Source organism: Propionivibrio soli (genome assembly GCF_025770765.1).
Classification (GTDB): Bacteria; Pseudomonadota; Gammaproteobacteria; order Burkholderiales; family Rhodocyclaceae; genus Propionivibrio; species Propionivibrio soli.
In genome coordinates this window covers 254064-280100 of sequence record NZ_JANZKY010000006.1, presented here as the reverse complement: position 1 = coordinate 280100, position 26037 = coordinate 254064, and the positions used below count along the sequence as shown (strand labels likewise).

General features: G+C 60.8%; 21 protein-coding genes. 4 read left to right on the top strand and 17 right to left on the bottom strand.

Annotated elements, in window-relative coordinates:
* Positions 1-82: 82 nt before the first annotated feature.
* The 5 genes from NZ453_RS09265 to NZ453_RS09245 all read right to left on the bottom strand — a co-directional run bounded on the left by NZ453_RS09265 (position 83) and on the right by NZ453_RS09245 (position 4968).
* On the bottom strand, positions 83-1090 hold the full coding sequence (locus NZ453_RS09265) for a TRAP transporter substrate-binding protein (RefSeq protein WP_263770257.1): 1008 nt from the start codon (positions 1088-1090) through the stop codon (positions 83-85).
* An 86-nt stretch (positions 1091-1176) separates the two neighbouring features.
* Entirely contained in the window at positions 1177-1944 is a 768-nt protein-coding gene (locus NZ453_RS09260; protein ID WP_263770256.1) for an SDR family oxidoreductase, read from the bottom strand.
* A gap of 15 nt (positions 1945-1959) precedes the next feature.
* Entirely contained in the window at positions 1960-3165 is a 1206-nt protein-coding gene (locus tag NZ453_RS09255; RefSeq protein WP_263770255.1) for a mandelate racemase/muconate lactonizing enzyme family protein, read from the bottom strand.
* A 35-nt stretch (positions 3166-3200) separates the two neighbouring features.
* On the bottom strand, positions 3201-3902 hold the full coding sequence (locus NZ453_RS09250) for a FadR/GntR family transcriptional regulator (protein ID WP_263770254.1): 702 nt from the start codon (positions 3900-3902) through the stop codon (positions 3201-3203).
* Between the two features lie 145 nt (positions 3903-4047).
* Positions 4048-4968, bottom strand: a complete 921-nt coding sequence (locus NZ453_RS09245) for a LysR family transcriptional regulator (protein ID WP_263770253.1) — start codon at positions 4966-4968, stop codon at positions 4048-4050.
* A 355-nt stretch (positions 4969-5323) separates the two neighbouring features.
* Between NZ453_RS09245 and NZ453_RS09240 the strand changes: the two genes are divergently transcribed.
* Positions 5324-9991, top strand: coding sequence for an NAD-glutamate dehydrogenase (locus NZ453_RS09240; protein ID WP_263770252.1), 4668 nt, complete (start codon positions 5324-5326; stop codon positions 9989-9991).
* A 481-nt stretch (positions 9992-10472) separates the two neighbouring features.
* Here NZ453_RS09240 and NZ453_RS09235 read toward each other — a convergent pair whose 3' ends face one another.
* From NZ453_RS09235 to NZ453_RS09180, 12 genes are all read right to left on the bottom strand, one after another.
* Complete coding sequence (locus NZ453_RS09235; protein WP_263770251.1) at positions 10473-11609, bottom strand: porin; 1137 nt, start codon at positions 11607-11609, stop codon at positions 10473-10475.
* Between the two features lie 191 nt (positions 11610-11800).
* A complete protein-coding gene (trpC, locus tag NZ453_RS09230) occupies positions 11801-12604 on the bottom strand; it encodes an indole-3-glycerol phosphate synthase TrpC (protein ID WP_263770250.1) in 804 nt (267 codons plus the stop codon).
* Positions 12601-13629: an anthranilate phosphoribosyltransferase gene (trpD, locus tag NZ453_RS09225; RefSeq protein WP_263770249.1), complete on the bottom strand. Its 1029-nt coding sequence runs from the start codon at positions 13627-13629 to the stop codon at positions 12601-12603. The genes trpC and trpD overlap by 4 nt, the downstream gene beginning before the upstream one ends.
* A gap of 3 nt (positions 13630-13632) precedes the next feature.
* Positions 13633-14196: an anthranilate synthase component II gene (locus NZ453_RS09220; RefSeq protein ID WP_263770248.1), complete on the bottom strand. Its 564-nt coding sequence runs from the start codon at positions 14194-14196 to the stop codon at positions 13633-13635.
* A gap of 10 nt (positions 14197-14206) precedes the next feature.
* The gene (gene trpE, locus NZ453_RS09215) at positions 14207-15682 is read right to left on the bottom strand and encodes an anthranilate synthase component I (RefSeq protein WP_263770247.1); all 1476 of its coding nucleotides are present in this window, start codon (positions 15680-15682) and stop codon (positions 14207-14209) included.
* A 155-nt stretch (positions 15683-15837) separates the two neighbouring features.
* Positions 15838-16551 carry a phosphoglycolate phosphatase gene (locus NZ453_RS09210; protein WP_263770246.1) on the bottom strand — a complete coding sequence of 238 codons (714 nt, stop codon included), beginning with the start codon at positions 16549-16551 and terminating at the stop codon, positions 15838-15840.
* Positions 16548-17246, bottom strand: coding sequence for a ribulose-phosphate 3-epimerase (rpe, locus tag NZ453_RS09205; RefSeq protein ID WP_263770245.1), 699 nt, complete (start codon positions 17244-17246; stop codon positions 16548-16550). The genes NZ453_RS09210 and rpe overlap by 4 nt, the downstream gene beginning before the upstream one ends.
* Before the next feature lie 119 nt (positions 17247-17365).
* Positions 17366-18133, bottom strand: coding sequence for an MBL fold metallo-hydrolase (locus NZ453_RS09200; RefSeq protein WP_263770244.1), 768 nt, complete (start codon positions 18131-18133; stop codon positions 17366-17368).
* Positions 18134-18249: 116 nt separating this feature from the next.
* Entirely contained in the window at positions 18250-18942 is a 693-nt protein-coding gene (locus tag NZ453_RS09195) for an FHA domain-containing protein (RefSeq protein ID WP_263770243.1), read from the bottom strand.
* Between the two features lie 20 nt (positions 18943-18962).
* Positions 18963-19790 carry a Stp1/IreP family PP2C-type Ser/Thr phosphatase gene (locus NZ453_RS09190; protein WP_263770242.1) on the bottom strand — a complete coding sequence of 276 codons (828 nt, stop codon included), beginning with the start codon at positions 19788-19790 and terminating at the stop codon, positions 18963-18965.
* Complete coding sequence (locus tag NZ453_RS09185; protein ID WP_263770241.1) at positions 19775-21334, bottom strand: serine/threonine-protein kinase; 1560 nt, start codon at positions 21332-21334, stop codon at positions 19775-19777. The genes NZ453_RS09190 and NZ453_RS09185 overlap by 16 nt, the downstream gene beginning before the upstream one ends.
* A 183-nt stretch (positions 21335-21517) precedes the next feature.
* Positions 21518-22477: an ornithine cyclodeaminase family protein gene (locus NZ453_RS09180; protein ID WP_263770240.1), complete on the bottom strand. Its 960-nt coding sequence runs from the start codon at positions 22475-22477 to the stop codon at positions 21518-21520.
* Between the two features lie 182 nt (positions 22478-22659).
* Between NZ453_RS09180 and NZ453_RS09175 the strand changes: the two genes are divergently transcribed.
* The 3 genes from NZ453_RS09175 to NZ453_RS09165 all read left to right on the top strand — a co-directional run bounded on the left by NZ453_RS09175 (position 22660) and on the right by NZ453_RS09165 (position 26037).
* On the top strand, positions 22660-23889 hold the full coding sequence (locus NZ453_RS09175; RefSeq protein ID WP_263770239.1) for a carbonic anhydrase: 1230 nt from the start codon (positions 22660-22662) through the stop codon (positions 23887-23889).
* Positions 23890-23974: 85 nt separating this feature from the next.
* Entirely contained in the window at positions 23975-24886 is a 912-nt protein-coding gene (locus NZ453_RS09170) for a dihydrodipicolinate synthase family protein (protein WP_263770238.1), read from the top strand.
* 350 nt (positions 24887-25236) lie between these two features.
* Positions 25237-26037, top strand: coding sequence for a transketolase (locus tag NZ453_RS09165; protein WP_263770237.1), 801 nt, complete (start codon positions 25237-25239; stop codon positions 26035-26037).

Genomic DNA, 26037 nt, shown 5'->3' with positions numbered 1-26037 from the left:
TCACGCCGGCGGTACGTCAGGTCAAAAAAACGGGGAAAAGCGCTCTTCTGCCTTTCCCCGCCGTTGGGGTGTCCCCGACGCCTTATTTGCCCGCCCGGGCCTTGTCAATCTCGGCGTAGAACTCTTTGATGAAGTCTTCTCCGATCTGCGGCGCGAACTTGGCGACGACGGGTTTGACTTTCTCTTGGATCTTGGCGAGTTCGGCCGGGGCGATTTCGTTGACCTTGACGCCGGCGGTGCCAAACTTGCCGATCACTTCCTTGTCGCCTTCGTCGAGCAGTTGCCGCTGCAGGATCTTGGCTTCGTCAGCCGCCTTTTGGACGCCTTGCTTGTCGGCGTCGGAGAGGCCGTCCCAGAATTTCTTGGAAACGACGAGGGCCACCGGGGTGTACACGTGGTTGGTCAGGGAGATGTATTTCTGCACTTCCTGCATCTTGTTGGCGTACATGTGCACCAGCGGGTTCTCTTGGCCGTCGATGGCTTTGATCTCGAGCGCGGTGAAGACTTCGGAGAAGGCCATCGGGACGGCGTTGGCGCCCAGGGTCTTCCAGGTTTCGAGCGCGACGGGGTTGGCCATGACGCGGACCTTGAGGCCGTTGATGTCTTCGAGCTTGGTCACCGGGCGCTTGCTGTTGGAGAGGTTTCTAAACCCCATGCCGGTCCACATGAGGCCATGCACGCCGGTGGCTTCCACCTTCTCGAAGATCTTCTTGCACGCGGCACCGTCCAGCAGGGCGTAGACTTCCTTGGTGTTGGCGAACATGAACGGCAGGTCCCACACTTGCACTTCTTTGACCCGCGTGGAGAACGGGGCGAGCGTGCCGATGTAGAACTCTTGCGTGCCGGTCTGCACGGCTTGCAGTTGCTTCTCGTCGCTGCCCAGCACGGCACTGTGGAAGGCCTTGAGCTGGACGTTATTGTTGGTGTACTTCGCCGCCAACTCGACAAACTTGTTCATCGCGATCGCTTGCGGGTGGCTCTCCGGCATCGCGTGCCCCACCTTCCCCGTCACCGTCGCCAGCGCACTCCCCGTCGCCAACGCCCCCAGCGCCAGCCCCACCACCACCCGCTTCAGCATCCTTCCACTCATGTCTAACTCTCCTCGATTGAAAATTGCAACGATGACCAACACCACTTTTGCGAGGCGGCCTTGCTCCCGCGCCCCGTTCTTTTTCTCTACAGAACCGATAGCCAGCCGCCATCCACGTAAATGATTTGTCCGTTCACGTAGCTCGATGCGTCCGACGCGAGATAAACCGCGGTACCGACAAGCTCGTCCGGCCGTCCCCACCGTCCCGCCGGGTTGCTGCTCTTGACCCACGCGTCGAATGCCGCGTTGCTGATCAATGCTTCGTTCATGTCCGTGAGGATGTAGCCGGGACCGATCGAATTCACCTGGATGTCGAACGACGCCCATTCGGCCGCCATCGCCCGCGACAGGGTCTTGATACCCCCTTTAGCCGCCGTATACGGAGCCACCGTGGCCCGCCCCGCCTCACTGGTCAGTGAGCCGATGTTGATGATCTTGCCGCCGCGCCCGCGCGCGATCATGCGCCTTGCCGCCGCCCGACCGACGATGAATGCCGCCGTCAAGTTGGTATCGATGACACGCTGCCAATCCTTGAGTTCGAGCTCGACCATCGGTTTACGGAACTGGATGCCGGCATTGTTGATGAGGATGTGCACCTCAATGCCTCGCCGATCGAAATCGGCAAACGCGTTTTCGACGGCGGCTTCATCGGTCACGTCGAAAACCGCACCACTGGCGGCCAGCCCTTTCTCCGTCAGTTTGCCAACCGCTTCGTCCACCGCTTCGCGATGGCGTCCGTTGATGATCACATGTGCACCTTCTGCCGCCAATCCCTCGGCAAGCGCGAACCCGATGCCGCGCACCGACCCGGTAATCAACGCCGTGCGTCCCGTCAGATCAAATAACCTAGACATAGCTTTTCCTGTTCCTCAATTCAGTTCGCTGACGCGGCGCGTCAGATCCGGGCGTTGGAATACTTCGGGCAGGAGTTCGACGCCCAGGCCCGGCCCTTCCATCGGATAGACGTACCCGTTTTCAATACGCGGTACCGCGGTGACGAGTTCTTTGTACCAGCCTGTGTAGAACGCGCGGACCGACTCCTGGATCAGGGTGTTGGGCTGGCTGAACGAGGCGTGGACCGCCGCGATGAAACCGACAGGTCCCGTGCAGTCGTGCGGGGCGAACGGCCGGTGCCACGTTTCGGCGAGCGAGGCGATCTTTCGTCCCTCCGTGAGCCCGCCGGTCCAGCAGAGATCCACCATCGCGATCTGCGTGGCTCCGGCTTCCAGCATGTCTTTGAACGGATAACGCGACCCGAGCGTTTCACTGGCGCATACCGGCACATGGGTAGATTGCGCATACTCCCGCAACGCGGCGGCGGAGTTCATGCGGATCGGATCTTCGTACCAGGTCGGCTCATACTGTTCGAGGACTCGGGCAATCTTCTTCGCGGTCGGCAGATTCCAGAGGCTATGGAACTCGACCATGATTTCCATCTTGTCACCGACCGCCCTGCGAATTTTCTCGAACGGCTCGCACGCCTTCTTCAACTGCGCGGCAGAGATGAAAAGGCCGTTGTTCTCGATCGCAAACGGATCGAACGGCCAGATTTTCATTGCTGAGATACCGCTCGCCAACAAGCTCTCGGCGAGTTCGTCCGCACGGTTCATGAACCCATCGAGATCTTCGTACGGCCCCGATTTTTCGCCGGCGTTCCAACTGCCCGTGACGCAGCGGATGTTGTTGGAGCGAACGTACTTGTATCCCGCGCACGTGTTGTAGACGCGTACCTTGTCGAAACACTGCCCGCCGAGCATCTGATGCACCGGTTGGCCGCACACCTTGCCGAAGAGGTCCCAAAGCGCGATGTCGATCGCCGACGCGGCGCGATACTCGGCCCCGGTGGAGGACTGAGCCATCGGCAGATCCACCATCAGTTTGTTCAGCGCTTCGATGTGCAGCGGATTGCGTCCGAGCAGTCGCCCTGCGAGCGTGTCGTGGATATGTGCTTCTACAGCGCCAGCGCCGTAGAAGGTTTCACCTAGCCCAATGACACCCGCGTCGGTATGGACGCGGACCCAGAGCACGTTGGCGAACTCCTCGGTTCGCAGCGTTTCGATCGATGTAATCTTCATAGGATTCCTAGCTGTGATAAAGATGCGCGGCCGGTCTAGCGGCGTGCGCGCTTGAAGTGTTCTTGGAGATCGCGTTCGGCCTGCTCGATGATCGTCACCGCGGCCCGTTCCGCGGCATCGCAATCGCCTTTCCGGATCGCCGCGCACAACGCTTCGTGCATCGGGAAAGAGCGTTCAGGACCACCCGGCACCTCCGACACGAGGTCGAAACTCGTATGCAGAACGGCCGCCATGGCGTTCTGCATTTGCCGCACGAACTGGTTGCGACATGCGGCAAGAATCACCGAGTGAAACTCGAAGTCGGCAGCGACATAGTCCCCATCGCCGCCGATGGCCCGCCGCATCGCTTCGAGCGCCGCCGCCAGCCGTTCGCGCTCGTCATCCTCGATCCGGGCGGCAGCCAAGCGGCATGCCGCCGGTTCGATGATGCGGCGCAGCTCCATCATCTCGCAGGCGAGCGGCTCGTCGAACGTTTGCGTACGTCCCCGCCAAGAAATGATGTCGGGATCAAAAAGGTTCCAGGCTGCCGGTTCCAGCACCACGGTCCCGAGCTTTCGCCGGACCTCGAGCATGCCTTTCGAGGCCAGCGACTTGACTACCTCGCGCACGACGATGCGGCTGACGCCCAGGCGTTCGCATAGAACGGGTTCGATCGGCAAGGTTTCGCCAGGTCGATACATACCCCGGCAGATTTCCTCGCCGAGCCGTTCCAAAGTCTGCCGATGTAACGTAGCCACGAGCACTCCTTTTTCTACATCATACGTATGATGTAAACGATGTCAACGGAAAAATCGAGAGGGAGAAGTGCGGGACGCTTAAGGGGTCAGGACGGTGTCGGCACCAAGAGAAGCCCGGTCCAACCGCCGATGAGAAGGGCCTGCGTCAGGCCGGGATGGCCTCAAGAACCGCTTCGCGGTATTCCGCCGCCTGGTCCCGCAACCATTGGCGGAAAACCTGTAGCGATGCGGAACCTACCTTGTTTTCCGGATAGACGAGGTAGTAGCTTCGCTGGCTGTGCAGCACTTGCGGGCATGGAGTCACCAACTCTCCCGAAGCAAGTTCCTTGAGCACGAAAAAACGCGGGACAAGCGTTACGCCGAGCTCGGCCTTGGCGGCTTCGACCAGCATGGCGAACAACTCATAGCGCGAACCGCCCATGGCGTTCACGTTCGACAGCCCCGCGACCTCAAACCAATCGTGCCAGGCGTCGGGGCGTGCGGACTGATGCAGGAGCGGCAATTGTTCAAGTTCCGCCGGTTCGATCTGCGTGCGGCCTTTCAATAATGCGGGACTACACACGGGGACCATGTCTTCCCCGAAAAGAAATTCGCTCAACGCTCCCGGCCATACCGGGTCGCCGTAGTGAATCGCGGCATCGAACGGTGTGTCGGTAAACATGAACGGTTCGGCACGAGTCGTAAGGTCCAGCGTGATGCCGGGATGCACCGCATGGAAATGCCGAAGCCGAGGAATCAGCCAGCATGTCGCGAACGTCGGGATGACGGCGAGTTCGAGTACTCCACCAGCTCCGCGGTGCGCCATCAGCGACATCGTGTCGTGCTCAATACGTCGCAAGTTCTCCCGGACCTGCCGGGCATAAATCTGCCCCGCTTCCGAAAGCGTGACGCGCTTCTTGATCCGGTTGAACAACTGGACGCCGAGATAGTCCTCAAGTGCCGAAATCTGCCGACATACCGCGCTTTGCGTCAGCGAAAGCTCTTCAGCTGCCTGAGTGAAACTTTGGTGCCGAGCCGCCGTTTCAAAGGCGACCAGTAGTTCGGTACCGGGAATCTTTCTTCTCATTTGTTATTCCGAACCAGAACAATGTGGTGAATATACATCGTTTGCGGATTGTAAAAAAGCCCGGAACAATAAGCTCCCACGGGCCACACGACTGGCTCGCTGAAGCAGCATGAATTGATTGTTTTGCATGAAGTCGCGCTATTGATAGTCCCGGTTATAGGGTCTACCTTGGGGTAGGTAGACGGCTGGTGTTACGCGATTCCTACATAAGAAAAGGCCGCATCCAGGCCACGCTTCCAGTCGCCGTTTTTTTAGCGCACGACCCGACCCTTCCTTCCCATCGGGTCTTGAAAAGGCCATCCACAAGATGGCCGGGCATTAGGCCGTATTCCACCAACAAACGAGGATAAGTCAGATGACAACCGTCGCTTCCAACGAGAGCACGCTGTTCCGGGATTTGCGCGACATATCGGAACGGCAAAAGATCTCGCCGATGCTCAGTGCATTTATCGACCACTATTTCGCCGATGCCGATTTGGCCGGACTCGGCGAAGCGAGCCCCGAAGACTTGCATAGCGCGGCGCTCCAGCACCATCGGTTGGCCAGTGAACGTTCGACAAACCAGGCTGTTGTCGCTTTATACACGCCCGACTTCGACCGCCACGGCTGGCATTCGCCGCACACGGTGGTTGACGTCGTCACCGACGACATGCCGTTCTTGGTCGATTCCCTAACAATGACCGTATACCGTCGCGGACTTGCCATACACCGCATGGTTCACCCGGTTCTCGGCATCGATCGTGACGCCAGCGGGAAACTGATGAAGAGCGTGCCGCGCGGAACGAAGGCAAGCCACACCGAGTCGTGGATACACCTTGAAATCGACCGAATCAGCGACGCTCACGAGATCGAGGCGCTGAAGGCCGAGCTAGCCGACGTGCTGGCTGACGTTCGAGCCGCTGTTGAAGACCATCTTCCAATGCGGCAAAGCGTCGCCTCGGCAATCGCCGATCTCGAAACCTCCACTGGCCAAGATCGCGACGAGATCACGGAATTCCTGCGTTGGGTCGCCTCCGACAATTTCGTCTTTCTCGGCTACACGCATTACCGCGCCGACACCGCGTCGGGCGAACTCAAACGCGAACCTGAAGGCGGACTGGGCCTGCTGCGGCGCGCCGACCATCCGCGTTACGGGCGTTGTCTGGCCGGCATCCCAGGGAACCTGGAAGAGATCGCCCACTTGCCGTCGTCGCTCACTTTGGTGAAAGCCGACGCGCGGTCGACCTTGCACCGCCCCAACTATCTCGACTTTATCGGGGTGCATCATCGCGACGCCACCGGAAAGGTAGTCGGCGAACACGTTTTCGTCGGCCTATACGCGATGCACGTGTACCACGTTGCGACGACCGAGATCCCTGTCGTCCGTCAGAAAGTCGCCGCCGTCCGCGCCGCTTGCGGGTATTCGCCGGGCAGCTATCGTGACAAGGCGCTCATCAACGTTCTCGAAACCTACCCACGCAACGAGCTCATCGAGATCGCGACAGAGGATCTGCTGCGCATCGCGAACGGCATCGTGATGCTGGAGGAGCACCCCCGGGTCCGCGTCTTCCTGCGCGACGACAACTGGGGCCGCTACGTCTCCGCGCTGCTCTATATGCCACGCGATCGCTTCGATACGGCAATGCGCAAACGCATCATCGCCTTGCTCAAGGAAACGCTCCAAGCTGACAGCGTCGATTTCTCGCTGCAAGTCGGCGAATCGCGCCTGGCCCGCATGCACCTCATTGCCCGCAACCCCGGCACCAAACCCGGGCAATACGATGCAGCGGCATTCGAACGCGAGGTCGCACGTATCGTGCGTGGGTGGCACGACGAACTCCACCATCATCTTGTCGAACATTGTGGCGAAGAACGCGGCAACGCGCTCTTGCGGCGTTACGGTCTGTCCCTGCCGCTTGCCTACCAGGACCAAGTCCCTCCGACTTCCGCCGTCTCCGACCTGGAACGGCTGGAAGCAGCGGAGAAGAGCGGCCGGGTCGAGATCAAGCTCAATGCCCCCTACGGCGAAGACGGTTCGCATCAACACCTGAAGCTTTTCCTGAAAGGAAGCCCAAGGCCACTTTCAGCGGTCCTCCCCCTGCTCGAAAACCTGGGGATCACGGTTCTCTCGGAACAGCCGTTCAACCTCAGCGAGGGCGACCTGCACATCGCCGACTTCGCCATCTGCCTGCCACAGAGAGAAGCGCTGGACGGCGAAACGACCCGTGCAGCTTTCCTCGACTTGCTTGAGAAGCTTCTCCGTGACGAGGTCGAGAACGACGGTTTCAACCGCCTGACATTGCTCGCCGGCCTCGACGAACGTTCGATCACCATATTGCGCGCGTACGGCCGCTATCTGAGGCAGGCGGGCCTGTCGTTCAGTCAGGGCTACATTGAGCGTTGTTTGTCGAACCATCCGCAAATTGCCCGTCTGTTGACCGAACTCTTCGTCGCACGGCTGTCTCCGGATTGCGACGACGCTGCCGCGGACGCCGTCGGTGAAAGGCTCGGCGCTGCGCTAGCAAAAGTCACCAATATCGACGACGACCGGATTCTCTCCGGATACCGCACGGCGATCGAGGCGACTGTACGCACCAACGCCTGGCAGACGGACAGCGAAGGCAAGCCGAAGCCTTACCTCTCGTTCAAGATCTCCTCGAAGCAAATCCCCTTCCTACCCAAGCCGCTACCGTTGTACGAGACCTTCGTATACAACCAACGCATGGAAGGCATTCACCTGCGCGGCTCACGCGTCTCGCGGGGCGGTCTGCGCTGGTCGGATCGCATGGAGGATTACCGGACGGAAGGGCTCGGCCTCGTCAAGGCACAGACGGCCAAGAACGCAGTCATCGTCGCCCTTGGCGCCAAAGGCTGCTTCGTTGGCAAACGTCTCCCTTCACCGAGCGATCGGGACGCGTATCAGGCCGAAGGTGTCGCCTGCTACATGACATACATTCGCGGACTGCTTGATATCACCGACAACATCGTTGCCGGCAAGGTCGTCCCACCGGCCAATGTACGTCGTCGTGACGGCGATGACCCCTACCTTGTCGTGGCAGCGGACAAAGGGACGGCAACGTTCTCGGATACGGCCAACGGTATCGCCAACGAATACGGATTCTGGCTCGGCGACGCCTTCGCCTCTGGCGGTTCCGTAGGCTATGACCACAAGAAGATGGGCATCACCGCACGCGGTGCCTGGGAAGCAGCCAAACGGCACTTCCGCGAACTGGGACACGACACCCAGACGCAGCCCTTCGTGGCGGTCGGTATCGGCGATATGAGTGGCGACGTCTTCGGCAATGCGATGCTCAGATCCAAGCAAATCAAACTCGTCGCCGCCTTCGATCACCGGCACATCTTCCTCGACCCCAATCCGGACTGCGAGAAGACCTTCGCCGAACGCGAGCGCCTGTTCAACCTCCCACGCTCCTCATGGGATGATTTCGACCGGTCGATCATCTCCGAAGGTGGCGGCGTCTGGTCGCGCGCGCAGAAAACGATTCCGCTCTCGCCGCAAGTCCGCGAACGTCTCGCCGTCTCGGCAGAGCAGATGAGCCCCGCCGAGTTGATGAACACGATCCTCAAGGCCCCCGTTGACTTGCTCTACAACGGCGGCATCGGCACATACGTCAAAGCCAGCAGCCAAAGCCATCAAGACGCAAACGATCGCAGCAACGACGCGCTTCGTGTCGATGCGACCGAACTACGGGTGAAGGTGGTGGTCGAGGGCGGCAACCTGGGCCTGACGCAAAAGGCACGCATCGAATACTCGCTGAACGGCGGGCAGATCTACACTGATGCAATCGACAACTCGGCCGGCGTCGACTGCTCGGACCACGAGGTAAACATCAAGATCCTGCTCTCCAGCCTCGTTTCCGGCGGCGACATGACGATGAAACAGCGTGACGCGCTGCTCGCCTCGATGACCGACGACATCTCTCGCCTCGTGCTGATCGATAACTACCAACAGACACAGGCCATCTCGGTGGAGGCTTCGGTGGGGAACGCCTTGCTGAGCGCCCATTCCCAGTTGATTCGTTACCTTGAATCGCGCGGAACGATCGATCGCCGTATCGAAGCCCTGCCCGACGATAAAGGGTTCACCGAACGAGCTCAGATGGGCCGGGGCCTTACGCCTCCGGAGATCGCTGTTCTCCTTGCCTACACAAAGATCGCGCTCAAGGAGGAAATCGTCGCTTCCCCGCTCCCAGACGCGCCAGAACTGCAGCCGCTCTTCGCCGACTACTTCCCGGAACCATTGCTGCGGCAGTGCGGCAACGCACTAAGCACGCACCCACTGCGGCGCGAGATCATCACCATGCAGTTGGTGAATCGCTTGGTGAACCGGATGGGACCGAGCTTCGTCATTCAGGTCGGCAACGAAACGGGAGCGACGTCCGCGGAGATCGCGGCGGCCTGGTTTGCGGCCAGCGAATTGCTCGCCGTAGAGACGCTGTGGCACGAGATCGAGTCTCTCGATCTGAAGATTCCTGCCTCCGAGCAGCTCGCTTCCATGGCCGCATTGCGCGACATGACGGCCGCCGTGACGCGGCAAATCCTGGCCTCTCAGCAAAACGGCTCCATCGGTGAAACGATTTCTTTGTACCAAGCGGCGGTAAACGAAACGCTCACGGCGGTGCGCGGGGATCGCTCGGCTTACGCCGCCGTAGGAGCCATCCTCGAAGCGCGACCACGCATCGTCGGCGTTTTTGAACTCGTGGATTTCGCCCGCGCTAGTGGAAAAGCCTTGGCTCAAATTACCGCCTCCGCTGCCAAGCTCGACACCCTTGTCGACTTCGCGTGGCTTGCTGGCGCCATCGACCGACTTCCGGCAGGCAACCGCTGGCAAGCTCGGGCTCGGGCACAACTCGCCAGCGAGCTGCGGCGTCTGCGCGATGCGTTGATGCGGAAGGACTTTGCCGAGGTAATAACCGCAAGCGGGACCCCGGCGGTCATCGACGAGTTGAAGCGCAATCCGCCGCAGGATTTGGCGATGCTGTCGGCTGGAGTTGCTGAGATCAGGAGGCTGACTGGGGTTTAAAACTAAAAGAAGAGCAACGGGGGCGGAAATCATCCGACCCCCAGTACTACAGGCCGGGCTCGCCCGGCTTTTTTTGTGAAAAGCGTTGAGGATGGTTTTCCGCCATTCTGGAGGCGCGGGGGAAAGCCCCCTCTCGATGATTGAACGGGTGTTTGGCTACAGTCCTTTAGCGCGTGCGGTTGGCAGAGAATAGTGTGGCGCCGCGCGGGGAGCCTGATGCCTTGGGGAAAGCACCGTCTTTATGTATGGAGCGTGACATTAGCGTACACCGAGGAACACCAAGTGCGGATTTGAAACCAATGAAGCGGGGATTCATCCGCGCACAGCCGAGATACTTCACTAACAATCTGCGCAAACACCCTAAGTAGGTACGACAGATCGGTCCAATGTGCGTCCATTCTGTGGCTGACAACGGGAGAAAGACAAAAACAAAACGGGCGCCGAAGCGCCCGTTTCATCAAGCTAACTAACTAAAGTCAGATTAGAACGTGTGACGCAGACCGACTTGGTAACCCTTCTGATACGAGCCTTGTCCATCCAGACCGTACTTGACGGTGTTGTCGCTGTCTTGGCTCAGGTTGCCGTAGCCAGCGTAGATGTTCGTACGCTTGCTCAGGTCGTGGAAGTAGTTCAGGCCCCACATATGAGCTTTCTCGTCGCTCTTGCCAGCGGCAAAGAACTCGTTCGTACCGCGAGCGTATTGGATACCAACACGGTCACGCGAGCCGATCGGAACCATCGCGCCAACCGTCCATTGCTTACGCTTCTCAATATCTTTGGTCAACGCCGGGTTGCTGGTATTGTAAGCTGCGGTGGCCGCCCCTGCCGCGCGCATATCGATACCGGCGTCATTGCTGTTGTTAATCACACCGTACTCGGCGCTAATCGCAACAACCTTGAAGTCGTACGCACCAGCAATAACCCACTGGTTGCCAGCGTCAAAGCTCGTCGTATTGGTGCTTTGAGCCTTGCTCCGCTCATAGGTTGCACCGACTTTCAATGGGCCGTTGATGTACGCGACGCTACCGGTGAGAATACGAACGTTGCTCACGTTGCCAAGCGGGGTATTTTCGTTTTCAACACCCGCGGCATCCCAGCCGTTCGTCGAAACGCCAGCCTTGAATTGCAGGCCATTCCAGCTCGGCGACAGGTAGGCAATCATGTTGCTGTAACGACCTTGGTCGCGCATGATCGGGGCAGCTTGCGAAACCGTGTTACGGCCCGTAGCGTCGAAACCACCAATCATTTCATCCATGAACGTGTCGCGGCGACCGATCTGGATTTCGCCCCAGTTCTTGCCGGAGAGGCCAACCGTCGACCAACGGCTGAAGATGCCGCCGTTTTGAGCGGCCGTGCCGCCGTCGATGTTGATACCGGCTTCGTAGCGGAAGTTCGCAGCCAGACCATTGCCCAGATCTTCCGTGCCCTTGAAGCCCAGACGGGAACCCGACTGTCCACCGGAGTAAACCTTGCTGGTGCTCTTGGCGCCAGCGGTATAGCTGTCCGAACCATACACGTAGCCAGCGTCAGCAATACCGTAGATCGTCACGTTCGTTTGCGCGAAGGCAACGCCCGAAACCAGACCGGCAACTGCCAGAGCGATAACTTTCTTTTGCATTGTGAATCTCCTCTAGGTTTAAGGTCGGCGGAGATTTGACGCCCCACCAAACTGTACCTCTCAGCGATGAGAAGCTGGACGAATGATGGCAAAGGGGGAAGAGGACGGCAACCTTGAAGAGGCGACCCGGGTGTCTTGGCCGGGCAATTTGTTGCTAAATTGCAACAAACCGCCTCCCCCAACAGTTCCTTTTACAGGCTGCCAGCAAATAGTGCGACTAAGGCGGCTCCCGGACGCTGAGCTCGCATGAACGCCTCGCCGACCAAAAAGGCATTGACGTTACGGTGGCGCATCAAAGCGACATCTTCAGCGGCGAGGATTCCACTCTCTGTCACCACCGTCTTCCCCGCCGGAATGTTGGGCAGCAATGCAAGCGTGGTGTCTAGAGTGACCGCAAAGGTCTTCAGGTTGCGGTTGTTGATGCCGACGAGCGGGGTCCGCAGCTGCAGCGCCGCTTCAAGTTCCACACCGTCGTGCACTTCCACCAGGACTGCCATCCCGAGCCCTGAAGCAACCGCTTCGAGTTCCTGCATCGCAGGCAACTCGAGAGCGGCGGCAATCAGCAGGATGGCGTCGGCCCCCATGGCCCGCGCTTCGTATACTTGATAAGTGTCGACGATAAAGTCCTTGCGCAGCACCGGCAACCCGCACGCCGCGCGAGCGGCCCGCAGGTAGTCGGGCGCTCCTTGAAAAAAAGACCGGTCGGTAAGCACGGAAAGGCACGCGGCGCCATGCGCCTCGTAGTCGGCGGCGATTTCGGCCGGGCGAAAATCTTCGCGCAGGACGCCTTTCGACGGGCTGGCCTTCTTGACTTCCGCTATAACCGCGGCCTTGCCGGCGGCGACCCGGTTTCGGATCGCACCGACAAAGTCCCGCGTCCCCGGCTGTTCATCGGCCTCTGCACGAACTTCGGACAGTGGCCTGAGCGCCTTGGCCGACGCCACTTCCTCCCGTTTGACGGCAAGGATTCGGTCGAGAATGTCGCCCGTGCTCATGCGGTGAAGCCTTGCGTGAAGCGGGCGAACTCGTCCAGTTTGGCGCGCGCGGCGCCGCTGGCAATCGCTTCACGTGCCTGCTCGATACCCTGCCCGATCGATTCAGCGCGATTGGCAACATAGAGCGCCGTACCCGCGTTGAAGACGACAATGTCGCGCGCCGTTCCGGCGACGTTGTCGAGAACCGACAACACCACATCCTTCGATTCCTGGGCACTATCGACTCGCAGGCTGCGGTTCGACGCCATGCGCAAGCCGAAGTCTTCCGGGTGAATCTCGTATTCGCTGATCTTTCCGTCTTTCAGTTCGCCGACCAGCGTCGACGCGCCAAGAGAGACTTCATCCATCCCGTCCTTGCCGTGAACCACCATCACGTGCTTCGCCCCGAGCCGGTCCATGACGCGCACTAGGATACCGACCAAGTCGGCGTGGAACACGCCCAGTAACGAGTTGGGCGCGCCGGCCGGGTTGGTCAGGGGCCCAAGGATATTGAAAATTGTGCGCACGCCCATCTCGCGCCGCACGGGAGCGACGTTCTTCATCGCGGCATGATGATTCGGAGCGAACATGAAACCGATTCCGGTTGCCTCCAAGCACTCGCCAACTTGTGCCGGCGTCAGGTTGATATTGACGCCGAGCGTCTCGAGCACGTCGGCACTGCCCGATTTGGATGACACACCCCGTCCGCCGTGCTTGGCCACCTTGGCGCCGGCGCCCGCGGCCACGAACATCGACGCCGTGGAAATATTGAAGGTATTCGACCCGTCGCCCCCAGTACCGACGATATCGACGAAATTGGAGTTGTCCGCGACCTCGATGCGCGCCGACATCTCGCGCATCACCTGCGCCGCCGCGCTGATCTCGCCGACGGTTTCCTTCTTCACACGCAGACCCGTAATGATGGCCGCAGTCATTAGAGGGGAAATTTCGCCGCGCATGATCTGACGCATAAGATCAAGCATTTCGTCGAAAAAAATCTCCCGGTGTTCGATGGTGCGTTGCAACGCCTGTTGTGGAGTAATCATGGCTTATCTCGTCAGAAAGTTTTTCAGCATGTCGTGACCGCGCTCGGTCAGAATCGATTCGGGATGGAACTGGACGCCCTCGACCGGCAAAGTCTTGTGGCGTAAGCCCATGATCTCGCCGTCATCGGTCCAGGCCGTGACCTCCAGGCAATCGGGCAGCGACTCGCGCTCAACGGCCAGTGAGTGGTAACGCGTGCAGGAGATCGGGTTAGGCAGCCCCCGAAAAACACCGACGTCGTTATGAATCACGGGGGAAACTTTCCCGTGCATCAACTTCTTGGCATGGATTACGTGGCCGCCGAACGCCTCGCCGATCGCTTGGTGGCCGAGGCAAACCCCAAGCAATGGAATTTTGCCCGTCAGTTCGCGGATCGCGCCAAGGGAAACGCCGGCTTGCGCGGGTGTCCCCGGTCCCGGGGAAATCACCAGGTAGTCGGGGTTCATGCGCACGATGTCCGCGACGGAAATCGCATCGTTGCGGAACACACGCACATCCTGCCCGAGTTCGCCGAAGTACTGGACGATGTTGTAGGTGAAAGAATCGTAGTTGTCGATCATGAGTAGCATGGCGGGCCTCTCAGTCAAAGCGGGTATCAAGGCCGTTTTCGGCCAGTTCTGCTGCGCGCAAGACGGCACGCGCCTTGTTCTCCGTCTCCCGCCATTCGGAGGTCGGATCGGAGTCGGCGACGATCCCCGCCCCCGCCTGAACATGCAGTTGCCCGTCCTTGACGACCGCCGTGCGGATCGCGATCGCCAAATCCATGTCGCCGTGGAACCCGAGATAGCCGACAGCCCCCGCGTAGATACCGCGTTTGACCGGTTCCAGCTCGTCGATGATTTCCATCGCCCGCACCTTTGGCGCTCCGGACACCGTCCCGGCGGGAAACGTCGCCTTCAGGACATCGAGCGCGTCGAGTCCCGGCCTCAGTTTGCTTTCGACATTGGACACGATGTGCATCACGTGCGAGTAGCGCTCCACGATCATGTTCTCCGTCAACTTGACGGAACCGACCTTGGCCACGCGGCCGGCATCGTTGCGCCCGAGGTCGAGCAGTTGGACGTGCTCGGCGCGTTCCTTTTCGTCTGCGAGGAGTTCGACGGCGAGCGCTTGATCCTCCTCGAACGTCGCCCCGCGTTTGCGGGTTCCCGCGATCGGGCGCACGGTGACCGTGTCGCCTTCGAGGCGCACGAGGATCTCCGGCGAAGCGCCGACGACGTGGAAATCCTCAAAGTCGAAATAAAACATGTACGGCGAAGGATTAAGCGAGCGCAGCGAGCGATAGAGCGCAAGCGGACTGGCCGAGAACGGCTTGCTCATGCGCTGTGAGAGGACGACCTGCATGATGTCGCCCTCGGTGATGTAATGCTTGGCCTTGACCACCGCCTGCTTGAAGTGCGCCTCGCCGAAGAGGGACACCGCCGCTTGGGACGGCGCGGGCATTTCCGTGGGAATGGTCGCCGGCTCGCGCAACCTGGCAAGCAATGCCTTCAGTCTTGCCTGCGCTTTCTGATAGGCCCCCGGAACCCCGGGCTCGGCGAAGACGACGAGCGTCAGCTTGCCGGACAGGTTATCGACGACCGCGATCTCCTCGGAAAGCAGGAGGACGATGTCCGGCGTACCGAGTTCATCGGCTTTCGTCGTCCGCGTCAGCTTCGTCTCGATGTAGCGCACGGTGTCGTACCCGAAGCAGCCGACGAGACCGCCGCAGAAGCGCGGCAACCCGGGCGACGGCGCCGCGCGGAAGCGCTTCATGTACTTGCCGATGAACTCCAGCGGGTTGGTATCGTCTTCGCGCTCGGCAATACGGTTTCCGGTAAGCACCATGACCTGATGGCCGTTGACCACGATACGTGTCGGGCTCGACAGGCCAATGAACGAATAGCGGCCGAACCGTTCACCGCCCTGCACAGACTCCAGCAGGTAGGTATATGGGCCGTTGGCGAGTTTGAGGTAGATCGAGAGCGGGGTGTCGAGATCGGCAAAGGTCTCGAGTGTGACGGGGATGCGATTGAAGCCTTCGGCGGCGAGCCGATTGAAATACGTTTCGGTCATGGACGACTCCACTGACAATTACAGCAACGAGATTCGGCGCACGCGCGCCGAAAGAGGACAAGGGCTTACCGGCAGAGTCGCCAGGGCCACGCCTCCGCCCAAAACGCGGGCTCAAGATGCAAATTGTAGTGAAGTGGTTTCATCCGGTATTTAGGCTATCGAGTACGGGCGCCGATGCATTGCGCCGCGCTTGCGACGCTTGGGACTATACCATCGCAATCAAGTTCCTGCACGTCGACACCCTCGTTGTACCCGTAGGGCAGAAGCAGGACATGACAACCCGCCGCGCGACCGGCGAGCAGATCGTTGACCGAGTCGCCAATGAACACCGTATCCGCTGGCGAAACGCCTAATCGTCCGCACGCCCAGATAAGCGGCATGGGATCGGGCTTGAGTTTCGGCAAAACGTCGCCGCCTACGACCACATCGAAGAAACGAGCGAGTCCGGTCTGCTCCAGCAAAGGAACGGTGAAGGCTTGCGGCTTGTTGGTGATGACGGCGAGCGGTAAGCCGCGGTCCTTGAGCATCGCCAGCCCTTCGAGGACACCCGGGTAAGGCTTGGCATTGCGGCCGTTCTCCTGCGCGTAGTGCCGCCGAAAGCTGGCAAGGGCTTCGGCCGGCGCCGGCACACCGTCATCGGCCGCATCGAGCGAGCCGGCCAGAATGCGTTTGACAAGATTCTGGATACCGCGCCCGACATAGGCCCGCGTGGATTCGATTGGGAGCTCGGGGCGTCCGAGATCGCGCAGCATGGCGCAGGCCGCCGCGTGCAAATCGAAAACCGTGTCGAGCAGAGTCCCGTCAAGGTCGAAAAGAACCGCGCGCGCAGATATCTTCTCCGCTTCTGCCGTCACTGTACTGGCCGTCATTGCCCAGCCCCATTCGCGAGGGCTTGGCGCATGGCCGCTATGACTGAGTCGTAACGATGTGAATCGGTGTCGCGAGCCGCACCGTATACCGCAGAGCCTGCGACGAAGGTATCCGCCCCCGCGGCGGCGATCTCGGCGATGTTATCGATCTTCACCCCACCGTCGATCTCCAGGCGAATGTGGCGGCCGCTTTCCTGCGCGTAGGTATCGATTCGCTCACGCGCGGCCCTCAGCTTCCTCAACGTGCCGGGGATGAATTGCTGCCCCCCGAAGCCGGGATTCACACCCATCAACAAGACAAGATCGAGCTTGTCCATCACGTAATCCATGTAGTCAAGCGGCGTCGCCGGATTGAAGACGAGCCCGGCCTTGCAACCGCTATCCCGGATCAGCGAGAGGGTGCGGTCGACATGCTCGGACGCCTCCGGGTGGAAGGTAATGAGGTCCGCACCCGCTTTGGCGAAATCCGGGACGATCCGGTCTACCGGTTTGATCATCAGATGCACGTCGATCGTCGCCTTCGTCAGAGGCCGGATGGCCTGGCAAACCATGGGACCGACCGTCAGGTTCGGCACGTAATGGTTGTCCATCACATCGAAATGGATCCAGTCAGCGCCCGCCGCGATGACGTCGACCACCTCGGCGCCGAGCCGCGTGAAATCCGCGGAAAGGATACTGGGAGCAATAACGTACATGGGATGAGGTATCAGCGGAAAAGGCCGATTCTACCGCGAAAGCCACCGGTGGCCGGGGCTCGTTCCCTCCAGGCCATTGCCCCCCAGCGCTCGCGAGCACGAAGCCGGGCAACGATGAGTCAGAACTCGAAAACCTGGTTGTTCTGCAACATCTCGGGCTTGAGTTCACCTGCGCATTGCTCGATTTCGCCCATGATGAGTTCCACCTGGCCCGGCTTGAGATGGGAAATGTAAATTCGCGGGCTCACCGTCAGCTTGCGCAGTTCGCGACCGAGCATGTTCGGGCAAAGGTGCTTGGAGACCGCGGCCATGCGTTCTTCCCTGTTCGAGAAAGCCGTTTCGACGATCAGATAGCGCAAGTTGGCGATCGTGTTGAGCAGACGCCAGAAGGCGTCGTTGACCGTTGTATCGCCGGTAAAGACGAGGCTGCCTGCGCCGGAATCGAGGTGGTACCCGACAGCCGGCACCGAGTGCTCGGCCGGTACGGGGGTAATGATGCGTGAGCCGAACTGCAACGGCTGCCCGACTCGGATCGGCTTGTATTCCATCGCCGGTGCCGCGCCGACCGAAATGGTGCTGAAATCCGGCCAGATATCCCAGTTGAAAATATGCTCGCGTAGGGTGGAGAGCGTCTCGCTTGTTCCGTAGACCGTGACTGGCTTGGTCCTCGAATCGGTGACCGAATCGAGCATCAGCGGCAGGCCGACCACGTGATCGAGATGCGAATGGGTGAGAAAGACATGGTCGATCGCCGCCAACTCGGCGATCGAGAGATCGGCGATGCCGGTTCCCGCATCGATCAGAATGTCATGGTCGACCAGCATCGCGGTGGTGCGCAGATGCCGCCCGCCGATGCCCCCACTGCAGCCTAGGACTCTCACCTTCATGGCTTCTCCGCAACATCGTACGCAACTGTCAAACCCGTACGGTTCCCACGCGCCTTTGCTTTCCCGCCAGACTGCCCCGCTCGGTAACCGGTAACGCTACGCACAGCGTCCGGCGCTCAACGTTTAACCATGAATTTCATTCGTGTACCGGCGATTTCGACTACGTCGTTCTCCGCCAGTTTGCGGGCGGCCCCGTTCACCGGCTGGCCATTGATCGTGGGTAACAGGGCGCCTTCCACGTGCGTAATGAAGTACCCGTCGGGACGCCGGGCGATGACGGCCACCTGAACGCCGGGTTTGCCCAGCGTCGTCATCGTTTTGGTGAGTTCCAGCCGGCGTCCGGCATTTGTTCCGTTCAGGATTTCGACGATACCTAGCGGAGAGTCGCCGCGGGCCGAGAAACTCGTGGGATTCGTCGCCGAGATCGTGCTGGTGGAAAGCGAGGTCGTGAAGTTGGATTTGGTGAGATTCATTCCGCCGACGTCGGATCGTTCGAATTCGGTAGCGCCGTATTGCGGGATCTGCTCTACGACGTATTTCAGCTTGTACTTGCCGAGTTCGATCACGTCGCCGTTTTTCAGGAAGTGTTTCTTGGCCGGCTGCCCGTTGACGAGCGTTCCGTTCGTGCTATTGAGGTCTTCGAGGAAGGAATCGTCCAGGATGGTCACAACGACGGCGTGTTCGCCGCTGATCGCCAGGTTGTCGATCTGGATGTCGTTGTTCGGTTTGCGGCCGATGCTCATCCGCTCCTTGACCAACGGGATTTCTTTGAGAACCAGACCGTCCATGCTCAATACCAGCTTAGCCATCGCGCCCCCTCTGCCATCCCTTATCGGAACAACGCGAGCTTCGACCACCAGCGGCGGGAGGCGGGAAACTCGCGCAAAACCTTGACCAGAATTACCGAAACGTTATCACGGCCGCCGCATTCGTTGGCGACATGAATCAGACGGTCGGCCACGGCGTCCAGGTCAAGCCCCGGATCGCTGACGATCTGCCGGATTTCGTCGTCGTCCACCATGTCGTTGAGCCCGTCGGAACAGGCGAGGTAGATGTCGCCGACCTCTACGGGATAGTCGTTGATCTCGGTGTCGACCTCGGGGTCGACGCCCAGCGCTCGCGTGACCAGGTTCTTGTTCAGCGAGAACCTCGCTTCATCGGCGGAGATCATTCCGCAGTCGATCTGTTCCTGCAGCAACGAATGATCGCGCGTGATTGCGCGAAGTTCGTCGCCGCGCAGCCGGTAAAGGCGCGAATCGCCAACATGGGCCACCGCCAGTCGGTTGTCGTAAAACAGCGCGGCCACCAGCGTCGTGCCCATGCCTGCATAACGCGGCTGGTTCTCGGCGGCGTTGAAGATCGCCGCGTTGGTCAGCGCCACTTTTTCGACAAGGCAACGATGTGCATACGGCCCCCCGGACATCTCGTCGATTTCGTACGGCGCCTTGGCCGACAGCGCCATTTCGAGTTCGGCAGACAAGAACATCGTCGCCATGCTGCTTGCGACTTCGCCGGCGTTGTATCCGCCCATGCCGTCGGCCAGGATCACGAAACCGTGTGCCGGGTTGGCAAACACCGCATCCTCGTTGTGCCCGCGCACCCGTCCCGGGTCTGTCCTCACGGCGATTTCGAGCGCGTGCCTCAGCGTCGGGTCCATGCGCCCTCCCGCTCTCCAGCGGCCACAGCCGGCAGTGACCCCGGCACGTCGCAAGCCCTTAACGCGCGGGCCAATTCCTCACCGGTCTGATATCTCTGAGCCGCGTCCTTCTGCAAGGCCCGCTCGATGACGGCGACCAGGCCGTCGCCAATTTGCGGATTCAGCCCGCGAATATCGGGGGGCGGCTCGCTCACGATCTTGAACATCAATTTGGCCATTGAATCGGCGACGAACGGCAACTTGCCGCTCGTCATCACATACAGCATGACGCCGAGCGAGAAGAGGTCGGAACGACCGTCGACGGGCAGCCCACGCAACTGCTCGGGCGACATGTAACTCGGCGTACCGAGGACGGTGCCGGCACGGGTTCGTGACACGTCCGTGATGCGCGCGACGCCGAAATCCATGATTTTCACTTGGCCCGATTCTGGCGCGTAGATCACGTTTGCCGGCTTGACGTCGCGATGCACGATTCCATTGCGATGCGCGTAAGCCAGCGCGTCCGCGAGGCGCGCGACGATTTCCACCACCTGCGGAATCGTCAGCAGCGCGCCTTTTTTCGTAAAGGGCCGCAAATCGGTCCCCGCGCAATATTCCATCGCGATATACGCGAGCCCGTTGTCTTCGCCCGCTTCGTAAACCGCCACGATCGCGGGATGATGCAGACGGCCGGCGGCCTCGGCCTCCCTGAAGAAACGCGCTTTGACATCGTCCAGCACATCGGCGTCGAACTCGTCGGAAAGCGCCATTGTCTTGATCGCTACCGCTGTCCCCGAATCTGGCTCTCGCCCGAGGTAGACCATCCCCATCGAGCCCCGTCCAATCGTACGTTCGATCATGTAAGGGCCGATGCGAACGCGGGGACCAGCCATCGAGCCCGCCTTTCGGTGTTCGTCGTTTACCGCGCCGGCCCCACGCGGCGAAAGTCGATCGAGGTGATTGCGTGCCTCCCGATGATCGGAGCGCACCCGGGCGACGAACCGGAAGGCGGTAAGTGCGGCATCACGCAATCCTTGCCTCTCCAACTCGAGGCCCAACCGAAAAACATTGTCGACGAGCGCATCGTCCACCGGGCAGGAAACAAAGGCCTGCAGCGCCTCGTTGAGTCGTCCTTGCGCCTGCAGAGCAAGAGCCTGCCCTAAAGAAGAACGGGCGTCAGGAGCGCTCGCCAGGGCAGACGAGCGACCGCTCTTTCGGCACAAGTTCCGCTTCAGCGTAAGTAGTGTCTGTCCAACGCCAAGCAAAACAGCGCCCGGAACGAAGACATGAAACCCGAATGAAGGCTGCCAACCCCATGCGAATCGTGCACCAAGGAGCAACGTCAGCGCGGCCAGCACCAGCAACCAGCCGGACTTGTCGGAAACGCTGGGCGCCAGCACGACGAGATAGAAACCGCCAACGGCGAGCAAAGCGAGAGACACGATCTGCCCTGGCTGGCCCTGCGACCCGCGCAGGGCCACGAGGCCAACCTGCGCGGCGAGAGCGGCGCTGCTGACCGCCAGCTCGACAAACCAATCGGTCTTCCAGAACTCCGTCTTGCGCATGACGCCCCTTTTGCGCGGTCGCCCACCGTTACAAGCCGCGTTGCAAACCGCGCTCATCGCCCTACCCGCCGCCCTGGAGTCTCCACACGCGGCAAGCGTGCGAGAACGCCTCGTTCCGCATTCTCCGCATTCTCCCCGCGCGTCAAGAACGGCGTCAATGAAGGGCAAAGCGGCCCTCCGACTCTAGGCGCCGTACGGCAACTGCACACCGATCCCCTTTTCCCGCGCCAAGGCTTCCAGTCGTACAGCCACGGCGAGGTCCTGAATTGCCATGCCCTGAGACTCGAACAACGTGATCTGCTCGGGCGATGTCCGCCCCTGAAGCCGGCCGATGATGATGTCGCCAAGTTCGACGAGCTGGCGGTCGCTCAACCGTCCTTTTTCGAGCACTGGCAGCAGGTCGCCGGCCTCCTTGAGTGCGGTTTCGACGCTATCGACAACGATCGGGCGGCAGACCTTGAGAACGTCTTCGCCAACCTCGCGGCGAATGAGCGAGTTGGACCCAGCGGCATTTACGTGCGTCCCCGGCTCCAGCCAACCCGCCTCAAAGAGCGGCGTCGACGCCGTCGTCACCGTACTCACGATATGGCTTCCGCGCACCGTTTCCTCCGGCGAGGCGGCTGGCACGACGTCAATTTGCAGCCGTTCCGACATCTTTTTGCAGAAGGCGGCCAAGCGTTCCGTGTTGCGCGCATACACCTTTGCCCGGCGCAGCGGCCGCACGGCGGCGATCGCCTCGAGGTGCCCTTCGGCCTGCCAGCCGGAGCCGAACAGACCGAGAACCTCGGCGTCCGGTCGCGCGAGCCAGCGAGTGGCAACGCCGGAAGCTGCTCCGGTGCGCATCATCCCAAGGTAGTCGGCTTCGAAAACGGCACGCAAGGTGCCGGCCGAAGCGCTGAACAGGTGTACTAGAAAGCGTACGCCGGACCGGTTGCTCGTATAGGCCTTGTAGCCGACCGCATCGCTCCCCGGGAGGGCTCCCTGCAGGATGTGCAGCGCTGTCTGCGGCAGACGCGTACGTTGCCGAGGAATATCGATCGCCCTCCCGGATGAGAGTTCGCGGTGGGCTTCTTCGACGGCTTCGATGGCAAGCGGCATGGTCAGCAACTGGTGGACTTCGCTTTCGTTCAGGAATAACGCCATAGTTCCTCCGATGGTTCTTGATTGTCGATGAGAGTCGTGATTGCGGCCGATTCTACCGGCATTTGGCATTCGCTTCCCTCGCTTAGCACCCCGCATCGTTTGACGCTACCATACCGCCGTTCGGCGAAGCGGCCGCCAGAAGACCGCTCGCTTCGATGACGTCCCCTTTCGAGAACCGCCACATGCCCACCAAAACCTCGCTTCAGTTCCTGCGGCCGCTGCCGCTCCTCTTGCTTCTGGCGTTGGCGCCCGCCTCCGGGCAGGCGGCCCAATGGACAGGCCTCAAGACCAAAGGCTCGGCGCGCATTGAGGTGGATAGTGCGAGCATCCGCCCAGCCGGCGAGGGGACGGTTCGCGCCTGGTACCGCGAAAGTCGCGCTGTGCCCAAGCTCGTCGAGTCCGGCGCCTTCTCGTACAGCCGGGCCACCATCCTTGGCGAGTTCAATTGCGATAAGCGCACGGCCACGATCGTTCAGCAGATCTTCGCCCGCGCGGACGGCTCCGAGATCAAGTCCGAGACGTTCGACGGCGCGGAGAGCCAGCCGGTGGCCCCCGATACGCCGTTGGAAGCCGTGCTCAACCAGGTGTGTAAACGCACCGCCAAGCCGGTTGCCGCCGCCTCGGCGGAACCGGCCGAGCCGCCCCCCCCGCCAACGCCACCGGCGGTGGAAAAGAAGCCCGAAGCTGGGAAAAAGACAAAGGGCGGCAAGGAGCCCGAAGCGCCCCCACCACCGCCCGCGCACTGGAGCTACGCGGGCCATGCCGGGCCGGAAAAATGGGGAAGTTTGAGCGCGGACTACGCCACCTGTGCGCAAGGGCAACGCCAGTCGCCGATCGACATCCGCCGTTCGGTACGCGGCGATCTGCCGCCGGTGGAATTCGCGTACAAGCCGGTGCCGCTTTCGATCGTGGACAACGGGCACAGTATCCGCGTGGACGCACCGGGTGCCGGGGCGATTCTGCTCGACGGGGAAAGCTACGAACTGCAGCAGTTGCATTTCCATCGCCCAAGCGAGGAGCGGTTCAACGGCAAGGCCTATGAGATGGACGCCCATCTCGTTCACCAGTCGAAGAGCGGCAAGCTCGCTGTCGTCGCCGTGCAGTTCGAGGCCGGCAAAGAACAGGAGCTGATCCGCACCTTGTGGACCCACTTGCCGCTGGAGCAGAACAAGCCAGTCACGCGCAACGACGTGCGCATCGACCCGTCGCGCCTGCTCCCGAAGAAACGCAACTACGTGACCTACCTCGGCTCGCTCACGACCCCTCCTTGCACCGAGGGCGTCACCTGGGTCGTTCTGAAAACTCCTGTGCAAGCCTCACGCGAGCAATTGAACGATTTCGCGACCATCTACAAGAACAACGCACGGCCGGTCCAGCCGATCAACAATCGTGTGATCAAGGAGTCACGCTGAGCCACGCCGAAGTTCACTCTTGCGAAGACGCAAAGCACTCGGCGTAAGGTATCCTCTGTCGGTTTTTCATCAATCAGGAGCATGTATGTCTGCCGTAAAACTGGGCGGCGTTATTCCGCCCGTTCCGACCATCTTTTCCGCCGACGAGACGTTCGACCGTCGAGGGATGGGTGTTCTCATCGACCGGCTGTTGGCCTCGGACGTCGACGGTTTCCTGTTTCTCGGCAGCGCGGGTGAGTTTTCGCAACTCTCCGCGCCGGAGCGGCGAGAGATCGCCGAGTTCTGCGTCGGCCGGGTGGCGAAGCGGCGGCCGGTGATCATCGGCACCGCCTCATGCTCCACGCGTGAGGTCATCGAGCTCAGCAAACACGCAGCAGAGATCGGCGCCGACGCCGTAATGGTCGTCAATCCGTACTACTCGCTGCTTACCGAAGAGCGCATCTACTCGCACTACCGGACAATCGCCGAATCGGCCGGACTCCCCGTGCTGCTCTACAACTTCCCGGCGTTGACCGGGCAGGATCTGTCGGTCGACCTCGTCCGGCGCCTCGCGCGTGATTGCCCGAACATCGCCGGCATCAAGGACACGGTAGACTGCACCAGCCACATCCGACGCATTGTGCTCGAGGTCAAGGGCGAGCGCCCCGATTTCATCGTTTTCTGCGGTTTCGATGAGTACCTCCTGGACACCCTGCTGGTCGGTGGAGATGGGGCCATTCCGGCGACATCGAACTTCGCTCCCGAAATCACCTGCGGCATCTACAAGGCATTCCGTGCAGGCGACTTCGCGACGATCAAGACCCTTGTTCCTCGATTGGCCGCGTTGTCGCGGATCTACTCGATCGATACGCCGTTCAGCGGCTTGATCAAAGAAGCCATCCGCCTCACCGGTTCCGACATTCCGACCGCCGTCGTGGCGCCGGCCACCGCTCCCGACGCCGCGATGAAACAGCGTCTCGTGGACATCCTCGTCCGCTCTGGCGTCCTCCCTGCCTGATCCATCGCCACTTCCGGCGGCCGACTCGTTAGTGAGCACGGCCGCCGGCGCGGTTGAACTGTCAGTCCAGCGCGCCCGGTACTTCCCTCTACTTCACTAACGCCAAACCAGCGTCGGGCTCGGGAAAATCCATCGTCATAGGTTCCCGCTTTCACGCGGGATTCCGGTTCATTCCACTTCGCGACGACTCGTCACTTGACCGGTTTTCCCAAAGCAAAACCGAGCTTGCATTGACAGCTCAGATATTATCGATAATAGTATCGATAACACGCATTGAGTCGCAGCAGGTTTTTCTTTCACTCGACAGACGTTACGTCTGCCACGCCACGCACACCACGGGGAGGCTGGAGATGTCGGAAGAAGCGTTGCAGCAACTATGCAGGGAGATTCGGCGGGACATCATCCGCATGATCGGGGAAGCAAAGTCCGGGCACCCCGGCGGCTCCCTGTCCTGCGTCGAAATACTCACCTCGCTGTACTTTGCCGAGATGCGTTCGGATCCGGCGCTACCGGCAGCCGAGCGCGACCGTTGCGTGCTGTGCAAGGGACATGCCGCACCGGCGCTATACGCCGTCCTGGCGCGGCGAGGTTACTTCCCGGTCGATGAGTTGCGTACCTTCCGGCGCCTTGGCTCTCGCCTGCAGGGCCATCCCGACATGAAGAAGACGCCCGGAGTCGACGCCTCGACCGGTTCGCTCGGCCAAGGAGGATCGATCGCCGTCGGGCTGGCAATCGGCGCCCGGCTCGCGCGCTCGACGCAACGCATCTTCGCCGTCGTCGGCGACGGCGAGATGCAGGAAGGTCAGTTCTGGGAATCGATGATGTCTGCCGCGCATTTCGGACTCGCCAACCTGACTGTGATCCTCGACCACAACGGCCTGCAAATCGATGGTGCCAACGACGACGTGATGAATCTCGGGGACATACCGGCCAAGATGCGGGCCTTCGGATTCGAGGTCATTACCATCGATGGGCACAGCCTTTCGCAGCTCTTGGCTGCCTACCGCAAGGTATCCGAGCGTCCGAAGTTCATCCTCGCCGATACGGTGAAAGGTAAGGGCATCTCCTTCATGGAGAACCAGTACGGCTGGCACGGCAAGGCGCCGAACGCCGACGAAATGCAGCGCGCGCTTGCAGAACTGGAGGGTTGA

Coding starts and splice junctions, on each gene's coding strand:
- NZ453_RS09265 (WP_263770257.1), bottom strand. CDS start 1,090: ATGAGTGGAAGGATGCTGAAGCGGGTGGTGGTGGGGCTGGCGCTGGGG.
- NZ453_RS09260 (WP_263770256.1), bottom strand. CDS start 1,944: ATGTCTAGGTTATTTGATCTGACGGGACGCACGGCGTTGATTACCGGG.
- NZ453_RS09255 (WP_263770255.1), bottom strand. CDS start 3,165: ATGAAGATTACATCGATCGAAACGCTGCGAACCGAGGAGTTCGCCAAC.
- NZ453_RS09245 (WP_263770253.1), bottom strand. CDS start 4,968: ATGAGAAGAAAGATTCCCGGTACCGAACTACTGGTCGCCTTTGAAACG.
- NZ453_RS09240 (WP_263770252.1), top strand. CDS start 5,324: ATGACAACCGTCGCTTCCAACGAGAGCACGCTGTTCCGGGATTTGCGC.
- NZ453_RS09235 (WP_263770251.1), bottom strand. CDS start 11,609: ATGCAAAAGAAAGTTATCGCTCTGGCAGTTGCCGGTCTGGTTTCGGGC.
- trpC (WP_263770250.1), bottom strand. CDS start 12,604: ATGAGCACGGGCGACATTCTCGACCGAATCCTTGCCGTCAAACGGGAG.
- trpD (WP_263770249.1), bottom strand. CDS start 13,629: ATGATTACTCCACAACAGGCGTTGCAACGCACCATCGAACACCGGGAG.
- NZ453_RS09220 (WP_263770248.1), bottom strand. CDS start 14,196: ATGCTACTCATGATCGACAACTACGATTCTTTCACCTACAACATCGTC.
- trpE (WP_263770247.1), bottom strand. CDS start 15,682: ATGACCGAAACGTATTTCAATCGGCTCGCCGCCGAAGGCTTCAATCGC.
- NZ453_RS09210 (WP_263770246.1), bottom strand. CDS start 16,551: ATGACGGCCAGTACAGTGACGGCAGAAGCGGAGAAGATATCTGCGCGC.
- rpe (WP_263770245.1), bottom strand. CDS start 17,246: ATGTACGTTATTGCTCCCAGTATCCTTTCCGCGGATTTCACGCGGCTC.
- NZ453_RS09200 (WP_263770244.1), bottom strand. CDS start 18,133: ATGAAGGTGAGAGTCCTAGGCTGCAGTGGGGGCATCGGCGGGCGGCAT.
- NZ453_RS09195 (WP_263770243.1), bottom strand. CDS start 18,942: ATGGCTAAGCTGGTATTGAGCATGGACGGTCTGGTTCTCAAAGAAATC.
- NZ453_RS09190 (WP_263770242.1), bottom strand. CDS start 19,790: ATGGACCCGACGCTGAGGCACGCGCTCGAAATCGCCGTGAGGACAGAC.
- NZ453_RS09185 (WP_263770241.1), bottom strand. CDS start 21,334: ATGCGCAAGACGGAGTTCTGGAAGACCGATTGGTTTGTCGAGCTGGCG.
- NZ453_RS09180 (WP_263770240.1), bottom strand. CDS start 22,477: ATGGCGTTATTCCTGAACGAAAGCGAAGTCCACCAGTTGCTGACCATG.
- NZ453_RS09175 (WP_263770239.1), top strand. CDS start 22,660: ATGCCCACCAAAACCTCGCTTCAGTTCCTGCGGCCGCTGCCGCTCCTC.
- NZ453_RS09170 (WP_263770238.1), top strand. CDS start 23,975: ATGTCTGCCGTAAAACTGGGCGGCGTTATTCCGCCCGTTCCGACCATC.
- NZ453_RS09165 (WP_263770237.1), top strand. CDS start 25,237: ATGTCGGAAGAAGCGTTGCAGCAACTATGCAGGGAGATTCGGCGGGAC.